The 13,035-nt window shown below is 48.7% G+C and carries 9 protein-coding genes; 8 read left to right on the top strand and 1 reads right to left on the bottom strand.

Annotated features, from left to right (window positions below; genetic code table 11):
• Nucleotides 1-2 precede the first annotated feature (2 nt).
• The 8 genes from FSB84_RS20670 to FSB84_RS20705 all read left to right on the top strand — a co-directional run bounded on the left by FSB84_RS20670 (nt 3) and on the right by FSB84_RS20705 (nt 12,011).
• Entirely contained in the window at nt 3-1,481 is a 1,479-nt protein-coding gene (locus FSB84_RS20670; protein WP_130539778.1) for a RagB/SusD family nutrient uptake outer membrane protein, read from the top strand.
• Nucleotides 1,482-1,526: 45 nt separating this feature from the next.
• Nucleotides 1,527-3,305, top strand: coding sequence for a class I mannose-6-phosphate isomerase (locus FSB84_RS20675; RefSeq protein ID WP_130539779.1), 1,779 nt, complete (start codon nt 1,527-1,529; stop codon nt 3,303-3,305).
• Between the two features lie 12 nt (nt 3,306-3,317).
• Nucleotides 3,318-4,682, top strand: coding sequence for a sugar porter family MFS transporter (locus FSB84_RS20680; protein WP_130539780.1), 1,365 nt, complete (start codon nt 3,318-3,320; stop codon nt 4,680-4,682).
• A 40-nt stretch (nt 4,683-4,722) separates the two neighbouring features.
• Nucleotides 4,723-5,511 (top strand): hypothetical protein, encoded by a 789-nt coding sequence (locus tag FSB84_RS20685; RefSeq protein WP_130539781.1) that lies wholly within the window; start codon nt 4,723-4,725, stop codon nt 5,509-5,511.
• A gap of 12 nt (nt 5,512-5,523) precedes the next feature.
• The gene (locus tag FSB84_RS20690; protein WP_130539782.1) at nt 5,524-6,756 is read left to right on the top strand and encodes a DUF4185 domain-containing protein; all 1,233 of its coding nucleotides are present in this window, start codon (nt 5,524-5,526) and stop codon (nt 6,754-6,756) included.
• 1 nt (nt 6,757) lies between these two features.
• Complete coding sequence (locus FSB84_RS20695) at nt 6,758-8,263, top strand: sialate O-acetylesterase (RefSeq protein WP_130539783.1); 1,506 nt, start codon at nt 6,758-6,760, stop codon at nt 8,261-8,263.
• A gap of 15 nt (nt 8,264-8,278) precedes the next feature.
• Entirely contained in the window at nt 8,279-10,987 is a 2,709-nt protein-coding gene (locus tag FSB84_RS20700; protein WP_130539784.1) for a GH92 family glycosyl hydrolase, read from the top strand.
• A gap of 169 nt (nt 10,988-11,156) precedes the next feature.
• The gene (locus FSB84_RS20705) at nt 11,157-12,011 is read left to right on the top strand and encodes an ROK family protein (RefSeq protein WP_130539785.1); all 855 of its coding nucleotides are present in this window, start codon (nt 11,157-11,159) and stop codon (nt 12,009-12,011) included.
• A 1-nt stretch (nt 12,012) separates the two neighbouring features.
• Here FSB84_RS20705 and FSB84_RS20710 read toward each other — a convergent pair whose 3' ends face one another.
• Complete coding sequence (locus tag FSB84_RS20710) at nt 12,013-12,981, bottom strand: Kelch repeat-containing protein (protein WP_130539786.1); 969 nt, start codon at nt 12,979-12,981, stop codon at nt 12,013-12,015.
• Nucleotides 12,982-13,035: the final 54 nt, after the last annotated feature.

Here is a 13,035-nt window from a genome sequence, read left to right on the forward strand (position 1 = left end):
AAATGAAAACAAGAAAAACATCATTCGCCATAATGCTCGGTATCGGCTTACTGAGCCTGGGTTCCTGCTCCAAATTCCTGGAAGAGGATCCCAAACACCTGGTCAACATCAACAATTTCTATAAAACAGAACAGGATGCGATCTCCGCTGTGAATTCCATCTATGCTTATCTGAACTCCATCAATACGGGATCAACGGCAGGCGTGTATCACAGCACGTTCTGGGTAACAGCCGGACTGGCTTCCGATGAACTCATCAATAACCAGGTGGGCGCTCCGCAATTCGATCAGCTGGGCACATTCACGTATACTTCGCAGAATGTTGCATTGCAGGAGATCTGGGCGATGCATTACAAAACCATCACCCTGGCCAATATCGCCATCGAGCGCATACCCCTCATCGATATGAATACCAGTTTGCGCAGCCGACTGGTAGGCGAAGCAAAATTCCTGAGAGCGCTCATGTACTTCAACATGGTGCGTATGTTCAACAAGATCCCGCTGGTATTGAAAGAGGTGGAGCCACTGAGGCCAACCGTAGCGGAAGTGGCTGATATCTACGCACAGATCCACAATGACCTGAAAGCGGCTCAGACCGATCTGCCGCTCAGCTTCGAGCCAAAACAGGGCAGGGGCCGTGCTACTAAAGGCGCCGCCTATGCGCTGGATGCTAAAGTGTATCTCACCGAGAAGAACTGGCCCAAAGCTGCAGAACAGGCCAAAGTGGTGATCGATTCCAAACAATACGATCTCTGGGAAGATTTTGCCGACGCTTTCAAGCTCTCCAGCAGAGGTGGTAAAGAAGCCGTATTCTCCGTTGGATTCGGAGATGCAGGTGGACAGATCATTTTCTGGGAAGTAGGTCAATTCCTCGTTCGCCTCCTGCCTCCGGCACTTGGCGACGCTGGTGTGATCAACGCACAGGGATGGCAGATCCCAACACAGCAATTGTACGACAGCTATGATGTGGAGGATCGCAGAAGAGCTGTGACCTTCATCACCAGCGTTACAAAAACCGATGGCTCTGTAGTGACGATCCGCCCGTATATCCAGAAATACTGGGACAGGGTAGCCGAGCCCAAAGGCAATGAGAGCTCACAGGATTTCCCTGTGATCCGCTACTCTGATGTACTGTTGATGTACGCTGAAGCGATGAATGAAGACAATCACCCGGATGAAGCGCATGAGTATATCAATAAAGTGCGCAAGCGCGCCCGCTTTGATGGCACTACTTACAGGAATACCGTGCCTGATTATACAGGTCTGAATAAAGATGCTTTCCGTGCAGCTGTGCTGAAAGAAAGAAGACTGGAGCTGACTTGCGAAGGGCATCGCTGGTTCGACCTGGTGCGCACCAATACCCTGGAAACACTGGTTCCGCAAGCCAAGCCCGGCGTGGTTCCTGCAGCAAGAAATTATCTTTTCCCTATACCGCAGACAGAACGTGAACTCAATTCCAATCTGCCCAACAACGGATATTAGCGTAAAGACGAATCAAGATATTGTTTCACTATTAAAGACCGAGCATTGGAAATTTCAAATTTTGACAAGTACCCCGCCATCAATGTAGATGGTTACGAAGGATGGAGCGGCTGGTCATCCGTGATGACAGCCCTGGAGCAGCAGGCTATTGCTGCCGGAAAGAAACGCACTGTGATTGCCGTGGAATGTTATCATGGCGTGCAATTGACTGAAGTGGTAACGCAAATTCGTAAAGGACTCCCAACTGCCCGGATCTTTGAGACTTCATCCGCTCTGTTGCCAGAGCAAACCATCAATGAGATGGTATACCCCTATGTAACTGATGATCCTGTTTTCGGTTATATCTCTCCGTTGAAACTGGAACAGTTCTTCGATGCAAAACTCCTGACCGGGATGGAACAGGAAGTGGAAGCTGTAGCAGAAGGATTGGTGGTGGTGATCGGTATTGGCGCTACGCTCGCAGTTCCCAAACCGGATATGCTGGTGTATGCCGATATGCCCCGCTGGGAGATCCAGCTTCGCTTCCGTAGGAACGAAGTGGGCAACCTGGGTGTGACCAATTTCTCCGACAGTTTTGCTTACAAATACAAACGCTCCTTCTTTGTTGACTGGCGTGTATGCGACCGTCACAAGGTTGAGCTCATGGAACGCTGGGATTTTGCACTGGACACTGTTATTGCCGGTGAACCGAAGATGGTCCGCGGAGCCGCGCTGCTGGCTGCTTTCAAACAGGCCGTGCATCAGCCTTTCCGCGTAGTTCCTTATTTCGATCCCGGTCCCTGGGGAGGACAATGGCTCAAAAAAGTGATCGGCCTCGATCCCAACCAGGTGAATTTTGCCTGGGGCTTCGACTGTGTTCCGGAAGAGAACAGCCTGCTGCTGAAATTCGGAGATATGATCTTCGAAACGCCCAGCATCAATCTCGTGTTCAATCAGCCCCAGCAACTGCTCGGGAAAAAAGTGTACGAAGCATTCGGTGCAGAATTCCCTATCCGTTTCGATTTCCTGGATACGATGGAAGGCGGCAACCTCAGCCTCCAGGTGCATCCGCTGAAAGAATATATCCGCGAAAAATTCGGCATGGCCTATACGCAGGACGAGAGCTATTATTTTCTCGAAGCCAAAGACGACGCATTCGTATACCTGGGGCTGAAGGATAATGTAGTTCCGGAAAAAATGATCGATGCCCTGAAAGATGCACAGGACAATGGCTCAGACTTCGATGCCGAAGCCTATGTGCAGAAATGGCCGATCAAAAAACATGATCACGTGCTCATTCCTTCCGGCACCGTGCATTGCTCCGGATCAAACAGCGTTGTACTGGAGATCAGCGCCACACCGTACATTTTTACATTTAAATTGTGGGACTGGGGCCGTATGGGACTCGATGGAAAACCACGCCCTATTTCCCTGGAGCATGGCAAGAATGTGATCCAGTGGAACCGTACCACAGAATGGACGCGTGAGCATATCCTGGACAAAACGGAACTGATCACAGAAGGCGATGGCTGGAAAGAAGAACGGACAGGATTGGATGAATTCTCTTTTATTGAAACAAGAAGACACTGGTTCACAAAGAAAGTCACACATCATACCGAAGGAAGATTCAATGTGCTGAACCTGATAGAAGGCAGGGAAGCCATTGTGGAAAGTCCTTCCAATGCATTCAAACCATTTATTGTTCACTATGCTGAAACCTTTATTGTACCTGCCGATGCAGGTGAGTACACCATCAGGCCATATGGGAAAAGTGAAGGGCAGCAGTGCGCCACTATCAAAGCATATGTGCGCACAGAGCATCTTATTGATCACAGAATAAACTAACTACTAACGATTATGCACAAACAAGGATTACAATACGTTTACAAATGTACCTATGTGGCGGCAGTGGGAGGATTGCTGTTCGGTTACGACACAGCAGTGGTTGCAGGCGCCATCGGGTTCATTCAGCAGAAATACGGACTGTCGCCCGCCATGATGGGATGGGTGGCCAGTTGCGCGCTGGTAGGCTGTGTGATCGGAGCGATGTTTGCCGGAAGCCTGAGCGACCGCATTGGCAGGAAGAAAGTGCTGATGATCTCAGCCTTCGCTTTCGCCATCTCCTCCCTCGGTATCATGCTTCCCATGGGATTGAATTCATTCATTATTTTCAGGCTCATAGGAGGCGTCGGTATCGGCATCGCTTCCATGTTATCTCCATTGTATATTTCTGAGATCGCCCCGGCTAATATCCGCGGGCGACTCATTTCCATTTACCAGATGGGCATCGTACTCGGTATCCTGCTCATCTATTTCGTGAATGCCTGGATCGCAGGTATGCACGATGAATCCTGGAACGTGGATAGTGGCTGGAGATGGATGTTTGGCAGCGGATTACTGCCTTCCCTTTTATTCATTATTCTATTATTGAATGTGCCGGAAAGCCCGCGCTGGCTGGCGCAGCAGAACAGGCTTGACGAAGCCGAAGATGTACTCACCAAAGTGAACGGAGAGGAAAAAGCGAAAGAAGAACTGCAGTCCATTCGCGCCACCATGCAGGCAGATGCACAGCAGGCTGGCTTCGGATCCCTGCTGCAACCCGGCCTTCGTTATGTGCTGCTCATCGGGATCTTTCTCGCCATCCTTTCACAGGTTACAGGTATCAATGCCATTATGTACTACGCGCCGGAGATCTTCAAATCCAGTGGCGACGGTTCTTCCAGCGCCATGATGCAAACCGTGCTCGTTGGTGTGATCAATACCTTGTTTACGATTGTGGCTATCCGTTATGTAGACAAATGGGGCCGCAAAACCTTGCTGCTGATCGGCGCCGCAGGTATGACCATCTGCCTGGCGCTGGTGGGAGCAGCTTTTCATTTCGGGTTCAACCAGGGACCGATGATCCTGGTGGCCATCCTGGCATATATCGCATTCTTCGCCATTTCGCTCGGACCGCTCACGTTTGTGGTGGTAGCCGAGATCTTCCCCACTAATGTGCGCGGAAGAGCCATGTCCGTAGCCATTTTCTTTCTCTGGGTAGCGGTATTTGCCGTATCCCAGACCTTCCCGATGCTGCAGTCCTCCGTTGGTCCGGCCATTACTTTCTGGATCTATGGGGTAATGTCTGTGATCGCTTTCTTTTTCGTGTGGCGGCTGGTGCCTGAAACCAAAGAGAAATCGCTCGAAGAGATCGAGCAGTTCTGGAAAACCAAAGGCTTATAAACTAAACAACTGTTTTCTTAAAATATTAAATCTAACGATCATGCGCCTATACCCATTCACACTGCTGATAGCAGTCAGTCTGTTTGTTTTCACAGGCTGTGATAAAAATGATGCTGATCCAAACAGGCCGATACTGGATATCTCCACAGATTTCGTGAAGAACAAATCTGACCGCGATGTGGAAGTTGTACTGGAAATGACTGTTCCTGGTGGTATCAAAAATTTCCTGATCACCAAAGGAGTGAACCTGAAACCCGACGCCGATTTCGGAACGGATACCGTGGCGCCGGCTTCACTGGGTGATAATAAATTCAGGTACATTTTCCATTATACTTTGCAGAGACCTGAAATAGATAAACTGGTTGGTTTCAATTTCAAGCTCATCGACAATGCCGGAAGGATCGTGGAAAAAGATCTTACCGTGCATACCGAAGCCAACGGAGCCGAAACCATTTATAACAGAAGATGGAACCTGACCTCCACACTAAGGATCACGGCCACTCCAGCGGCAGAAGAGCTGGATCCCTGTTTGAAAGACAATATTTACTCTTTTGCGAAAGACAGCACCATGAGCGTTAACTACGGCCCATCCTGCGGATTCGACGGGCTTAATGTTCATGATAAATGGCAGCTGAGCGAAGATGAGAAAACTTTCACCTGGGAATATTTCAACCTGTTCAATCCCGCACAAAGAACAACCGAAGTGTTCAATGTCCGCAGTATTTCCAGCTCCCAGCTGGTGATGGACATTACCATCGATCTGTCGTGGCTCGGGCCTCCCTATACAGATAAGGAGCAATTCGTTTATACTTTCAAACCTGCACCTTAATACCTTACCGCTATGCAAAAAACAAAAAAACAAAACATATTGGCTGCATCCGCCTTCGCTTTCGCATCTCTCCTGATGGCCGGCTGCACCAGCAACACGGAAAAGCCTGCTGAAGAAAAGAAGCAGCTTAGCCTGGATTCTGTTTCCTTCACTGCTGAAGAAGCGCCAGAATGGAGCCGCTTGTTCAAACGCACTTTCGGTTGGTTCGGCGGTGATGGCATCTTTGCCGTAACCCGCAATGGCCGCGAGAATCCCAATTCTTCAGCCGGCAGTGAAACCATCATCTGGTTCAGCGATACCATGCTGGGAGAGATAGGAGAGGATGGAAAATTGAAACCTGGTTACGAAATGATCCACAATTCCATTTCCGTTTTGAAAGGATCAGAACCTGACAGCAACCGCATCAATTTCTACTGGCCGAAAGAAAGTGGAAAGAACAAATCGCTCTTTGTACCCAATACACCAGGCACCGGAGCTGATGAATATTACTGGATGGGAGATGGCTTCGTGAACCAGGCCAGGAACAATGATCTCTATATCTTCGGTTACCGCATCAAAGATACCCACGATGGTTCCCCTTTTCCATTTAAAGAAATGGGCAATACCCTGGTGGTATTACCAGGCAACAGTCAGCCCCCCTTCACTTCCCAAAGACAGATCGATATTCCATTTTTCCTGGGGAAAAAAGTAGACAGCACAGGTTCATTCGGCGCAGGAATTTTTGTGAATACGAAAGAAGCAGGCGCTACCGATCCTGATGGATATGTATATGTCTACGGCATCCGGGGAATGAAGAAGGAGCTGATGATCGCACGCGTGGAGCCCGCCTCCATAGAGGACTTCGGCCAATGGCGTTTCTTTGATGGTAATGGCTGGACCAATGATCTCACGAAGATCAAAACGGTTACAGACAGTCTCTCCAATGAGCTCGGCATGATGCGACTGAAAGATGGCCGCTATGCACTGGTATTCCAGGAAGAAGGACTGGGAAAATATGTGGCCATGCGTTTGTCCAATTCTCCCGTTGGTCCGTTCGGCAAAGTGATCAGGCTCTTCGATTGCAGCGCTTCTGTTGCAGAAGATAAGGACTTCTTTCCTTACAATGCCAAAGTGCATCCTGTGCTCTCGCAGCCCAATGAATTGCTGATCAGCTATAACGTAAACTCTTTCGATTTCTTCAACGACGTGAAAGAGCATCCGCAATTGTACCGTCCACGTTTCGTTCGCGTAAAAATAAACGAATAGCATGCGCGCTCTGATACTTTATACAGCATTCTCTGGCTGGGCTGTGTTTGGCGGCCCGGCCGCTTTTGCTGCACCGCCTTCGTTCACGCTGGCCAACACCATCCAGTCCAATATGGTGCTGCAACAGGCAAAGCCTTTTAATGTATGGGGTAATGCTGCTGCCGGTACAAAGGTAGAAGTGCAGGCAGATTGGATGCAGCAACCTGTTTCCACTACGGCTGCTCAACAGGAATGGTTAACCGAAATTCCAGTCCCTAAAGCAAAGCCCGGTGATTTTACGCCGCATACCATCCGCATTTCTTCGGGTAAGGATACTGTTTGGCTAAGGAATGTTCTGATCGGGGAAGTGTGGGTGTGCAGCGGACAAAGTAATATGGACATGGAATTGAAGCCATTCATTCCCTGGCTGCGTGGCGTGGTGAATTTTGAACAGGAGATACAGCATGCGGATTACCCGGCAATCCGATTATATAATGTGCGCACTGATTTTAGATCGAAGCCGGAGAATGATTGCATCAATGGTTCCTGGAAGATCTGTTCGCCCGCTAACGCAGCGGATTTTAGCGGTGTGGCTTATTTCTTTGGCCGCGAATTGTTCCAGCAATTGAATTTACCTGTAGGCCTTGTGGTGAGCAGCGTAGGCGGCTCCAGCTGTCAGGCATGGACCAGCAGGGAAACCATGGAAGCTGAACCTGAACTGAATCAAAAATTTTTATACCCTTACGATACCAGCGCCCGCGCAAAAGAGCCGCTGGACTCTGTGGTCACTTTCGAGAAAGTGGTTCGTCCCACATTGTTCTATAATGCCATGATCTACCCGCTGCGTCACCTGAGCATCAGTGGCTTTCTCTGGTACCAGGGAGAGAGTAATCGTTTTGAAAGAGAATCCTATACAAAGCTCACCAGCGCCATGATCAACAACTGGCGTGAATTGTTCAAACAGGGCGATCTGCCTTTCTATTATGTGCAGGTGGCTCCATTCAAATGGGAAGGTGATACTACCTGGACCAACTACTATGCTTATTTCCGGGAAGCGCAGGATAAGATCCGTGGCCAGCAAAAGAATACAGATATGGCTGTGATCCTTGATCTGGGTGAAGCTGATGATCTGCATCCGCGGAACAAACAACTGGTTGGTATCCGTTTGGCTAAAATGGCGCTGAACAATCAATACAGGAAGCCACGCGTACACCAGGGACCTGCTTACAAAAGTATGCGCGTGGAAGGAAATTGGGTGAAGATCTCGTTTGACACAAATGCGGGGCTTACTACCAATGATGCACAAGCGCCATTGCACTTTTATATTGCAGGAGTGGACAAACAATTTCTTCCCGCCAAAGCGGAGATTCACGGCAATGAAGTGTGGGTAAAGGCTGCGGCTGTTCCCAAACCCGTTGCTGTCAGGTATGCTTTTACCAATTACCCGGTAACCAATTTATGTAACAAGGAGGGATGGCCTGCTTATCCGTTTCGTACTGATAACTGGGCCGAGCAATCCAAACAATAAACTATTGCGTTGGCTATGAAAAAATATTTTCTGTTTTTTATTACAATTTTTTTGGTTGAGGTTCTGATGGCCGGCCCTGGCAATATCGCTCCGAACGCCACTGTTACGGTTTCCACTTCAAAGGATGCTGATTCCGGAGGAGGCAACGTAACAGATGGCCGGATCGGTATCGACGGCATTGGCGAATGGGCCTGTGAAGGTGTTACCACAGACTGGGGGTATATCCGTTTTCCCTGGGTGCAGCTTGAATGGAAAACACCACAGGTGATCAACCGCATAGTGTTGTATGATCGCGCTTCACTGAAGGAGCATATTGCCGGTGGCAGGCTGGAGTTCAGTGATGGTAGCCGGATCTGGGTGAACCAGTTGCCGAATGATGGAACCGGAAAGTCAATTTCTTTTCCGGACAAAACAGTTACCTGGGTAAAGTTTGTTGTTACCGATGGTAATGGCAGTGACCTTGGTTTCTCCGAAATTGAAGTATATGAATCTCCCGTACAAAGTAAAGACTATGTGAGCTGGGTGGATCCTTATATCGAAACCAACCGGGGGCGTTATATTTTCTTCATCACCGGCAACAGGCCCTTCGGTATGGTAGGCGCTGCTCCACACACACGCAATAAGAATCAAAATGGTGGTGGTTATAATTACAATGAAGATCATATCCTCGGATTTGGTCAGATCCATTGCTGGATGTTGTCAGGTGTTGATGTGATGCCGGTTGCTCCATCGGTGGATCCCACCAGGGGGCCATCTGCCTGGAAAGCCCGTTTCAATCATGATGATGAAATTGTGCAGCCAGGATATCAGCGCGTATTTCTCCATGAGCCGAAATCCTGGGTGGAACTGACTTCCACGGAGCGGGTGAGTTTTTACCGTTTCACCTGGACGCAGGATATGAAAGCGCGCATACTCACCAACCTGGGCACGCATGTAAGCAATGCCACGATGGCCAATGTAGATGTACGGAAAGTGAATGATCATGAGATTGAAGGCTCTTTCAGTTCTATCAAACGTTACTGGGGCGGACCAAAGGATGTGAAGATATTTTTCGTGATGCAATTTGATAAACCGATCGAAGAGCTCGATGGTTGGAATGGAAGCAAAGCTTCAAAAGGTATTAACACCATTCAAGGCGATAGTGCCGGATATGCTGCAGCTTTCAATTTGAAGGCCGGCGACCAGGTGAAGATGAAGATCGCTATCTCTTACACAACCATCGATAATGCCAGGAAAAATCTGAATGCGGAATGCAGCACCTGGGATTTCGATAAAGTGAAAAAAGAGTCACAGGAAATATGGAATGAATGGTTGGGTAAGATGGATGTACAGGGGGGAACTGTTGCACAAAAAGTAAAATTCTATACAGACCTCTGGCATGTATTGCTGGGCAGACATAAGATCAATGATGTTTCCGGTGATTATCCAGATCGAACAGAAGGTAAGCGCGACGGTACTTTCACCGATGCCGTGTTCAAAATAAAAACAGTTCCGAAGAATGCTGATGGCAGTCTGAAGTTCAATATGTACAATTCCGATGCCTGGTGGCTCACGCAATGGAACCTGAATGTATTGTGGGGACTGGCATGGCCTGAAGTGCAGGATGAAATGAGCGCCAGCATGATTGAATATGCGAATAATGGAGGACTCCTGCCAAGAGGTCCTTCAGGCGGTGGCTACTCTTATATCATGACCGGTAATCCCGCTGCCAGTCTGATTGTGAGCACCTGCATGAAAGGATTGCTCACCAAAGCTGCCCCTGCAAAAGCATACGAGATCATCAAACGAAACCAAATGCCCGGCGGTATGCTGGGTGGAGGCAGCGGTCCATTCAGCAGATCGCAGGACGTGGAGTTCTACATCAAAAAAGGATGGTGGCCCGGCAATGCAGGCATCACAATCGAAGCCGCATTCCAGGACTGGGGCGCCGCGCAGATGGCGCAAAAGCTTGGAAAGAAAAAAGACTATGCTTATTTCATGAAGCGTTCTGCCAGTTGGAAGAACTGCTTCGATACCACGCAGAAATTACTATTCCCGAAAGATGCGAATGGGAAATTCGTACACAGCAATCCGCTCAGTGGTGAAGGCTGGGTGGAAGCCAATGCCTGGCAGGGAAGTTTCGGTGTGTCGCATGATATTACAGGACTTGCAAAATTGATGGGTGGGGAAGATGTGTTGTGTGAGAAACTCAACTACGCATTTGAAAAAGCAGCTGCCAGTGATTTCGTATTTGCCTACAACGATGGTTATGTGAGTTATGCCAATCAGCCCGGATGCTCCAATGCCCATGTATTCAATCATGCAGGCCAGCCCTGGCTCAGTCAGTATTGGGTACGCAGGGTGAAGGAGCAGGCTTACGGAGGAATAACGCCAGACATGGGTTATGGCGGTCATGATGAAGACCAGGGGCAAATGGGCGGCGTGAGCGCGTTGATGGCAATCGGCCTATTCAGTCTTACAGGCAATGAAGCAATAACGCCAACTTATGATATTACTTCGCCCATCTTCGATAAGATCACTATCAGACTGGATAACCGTTATTACAAAGGCAAACAGTTCGTGATCAGAACGCATAACAACAGTGCTGCAAATTGCTATATCCAGCGCGCAACGCTGAACGGGGCAAACCAGCAGCTGGTCAGCTTTCCGCATGAGGCATTTGCCAATGGGGGAGAGCTGGAGATCTGGTTGGGAGATCAACCAAATAAGAATTGGGGTAAGTAGAAAAATAGAATATTGGAATACAGTTCGCCGGAAGCGAACAAATTAAAATCACTCGCCGGGAGGCAAGCGATTGGGCACTGCGAAAGTAAGAGCGGAGAGCCGCCAGCCACTCGCCTCCCGGTTAGTGGCAACTATTTCAGTAGCCTCCGGCTACGATTCAATTAAGAAAATGAAAGTCCTCGGAATAGATATCGGTGGTTCACATATCAGCACCTGTATAGTGGAGTTGAACAATGCCAGTTTTCTAAGGGAAACGGAAGTGCATGCAAAAGTTGATCCTTCAGGTTCTTCAGAAAACCTTATCAGCGCCTGGGCTGCTGTTATCAGGGAAAGTTTTGAAAAAGCGGGTGAGCCTGTGGGTTATATCGGAATCGCCATGCCCGGTCCATTCGATTATGAGAAAGGGATCAGCCTGGTAACCGGCCTTCACAAATTTGAGTCCTTATACGGGCTCAATGTAAAAGAATTGCTTGCTGGTTCTTTAGGGATAGATCCTGATAAGATCCGTTTCATCAACGATGCTTCCGCCTTCCTCCTGGGAGAAGTGAAAGGCGGCGCCGGCAAAGGATTCGCCAATGCCGCCGGCATCACACTGGGTACCGGTCTTGGTTCTGCCGGTTATTTCCTGCATACTTTGCAGGATGGCGATCTCTGGTGTACACCATTCAAGGCGTCAAGGGCAGAAGATTATCTCTGTAGCCGGTGGGTGGTGCAGGAATACAAAAGAATATCCGGAAAAACCATTTCCGGTGTAAAAGACCTGATGCATGATGATTACAGGGATGAATATGCGAAACAGGTATTCGATGTATTCGGGCAGCACCTGGGTGAGGTATTGCTGATGAAATATCCGCCTTCCATTCAGGATGTGGTGGTGATCGGTGGTAATATCGCAAAGGCATGGGATTGCTTCATACCAGCTGCACAGCAGTATCTTGCAGCACAGGGCGCAAGCATGAACCTGCAACCAGCCTTGCTGGGAGAGGATGCCGCTATCATGGGAGCCGCCTGTCTCTGGAGCTAGATCAGCCGGGAATGTATTCGTACAGTTTTCCCTTTGTGGTGAAACCGAAAACCTTGTTGTTGTACATGTGAAGGTAAGTGACAGGGCCCAATGCAGCCTGCTCCGGAACTTTGTTCATTTCTCTCCATTTGTTGGCAGCAGGATCAAACTCGAACAATTCTTTATGCTGACCCAATACATAACCTTTACCATTTTGTGTAAAGGTTATGGCATTTTCAGCCCTTTGCATTTCAACAGGGAACTGAGCGATCTTTGTTGTTTGCTGATCGGCAGGATTGTAAACGGCGCATTCTTTGGTGAACACACTGCCGGGCACATTATTATTGTATCCTGCTCCGAAATGAAGTTTGTTGTTGAGCAGGAAGGCGAATCCGCTACTGCCGCAATTGGCGCCAACCTGATTGAAGTTCTGACTCCATGATTCAGTAGCCAGATCAAACACATATACTCTTCGCTGAATGGTTTCGTTCCCCTGTCTTTCATCTATCTGTAAAGTGTTGTGCAGTTTTCCTTCATGGATGAAAGCGGTGCCATCGCCTCCGGCAACGGGACAATCAGGCAAACGACGCCAGGGATTGGAAGCTTCAGGATCGAATTCCCACCAGTCGCTGAGGAACTGGCCGGCTCCATATCTTCCATTACCGATATATGCTTTGTTATTGTGTACGGCTACAGCGCAGGCCCAGCGGGACTCAAATTCTGAGGGCAGTGTGAAACTACCTGTCCAGTCCTTACGCGAAAAATCATAGATATGCAAGTCTCCTTCAGTACTGCCGAAAAATGCTTTATCGTTGATCACGAAGCTCCATTTGGCTGTTCCGATATTCCTTTCCTTCCCGCTGTTGATGGTTTCCCAACGATCATGAGGAGGCGAAGGGTTTTCATTTTTATCTTTTTTACAATACGATCCGGTGATGGCGATCACCAGTGCGCAGAGTAGGATGCCAAGTTGATCAGGTAATTGTCTCATACAATCAGGTTATGCTTGATTAGGTGAATACCTGACAACAAAATTGGGCTAAGT

Origin of the sequence: Pseudobacter ginsenosidimutans, assembly GCF_007970185.1 — a bacterium.
In the GTDB taxonomy this organism is placed as follows: Bacteria; Bacteroidota; Bacteroidia; order Chitinophagales; family Chitinophagaceae; genus Pseudobacter; species Pseudobacter ginsenosidimutans.

Coding starts and splice junctions, on each gene's coding strand:
- FSB84_RS20670 (WP_130539778.1), top strand. CDS start 3: ATGAAAACAAGAAAAACATCATTCGCCATAATGCTCGGTATCGGCTTA.
- FSB84_RS20680 (WP_130539780.1), top strand. CDS start 3,318: ATGCACAAACAAGGATTACAATACGTTTACAAATGTACCTATGTGGCG.
- FSB84_RS20685 (WP_130539781.1), top strand. CDS start 4,723: ATGCGCCTATACCCATTCACACTGCTGATAGCAGTCAGTCTGTTTGTT.
- FSB84_RS20690 (WP_130539782.1), top strand. CDS start 5,524: ATGCAAAAAACAAAAAAACAAAACATATTGGCTGCATCCGCCTTCGCT.
- FSB84_RS20695 (WP_130539783.1), top strand. CDS start 6,758: ATGCGCGCTCTGATACTTTATACAGCATTCTCTGGCTGGGCTGTGTTT.
- FSB84_RS20700 (WP_130539784.1), top strand. CDS start 8,279: ATGAAAAAATATTTTCTGTTTTTTATTACAATTTTTTTGGTTGAGGTT.
- FSB84_RS20705 (WP_130539785.1), top strand. CDS start 11,157: ATGAAAGTCCTCGGAATAGATATCGGTGGTTCACATATCAGCACCTGT.
- FSB84_RS20710 (WP_130539786.1), bottom strand. CDS start 12,981: ATGAGACAATTACCTGATCAACTTGGCATCCTACTCTGCGCACTGGTG.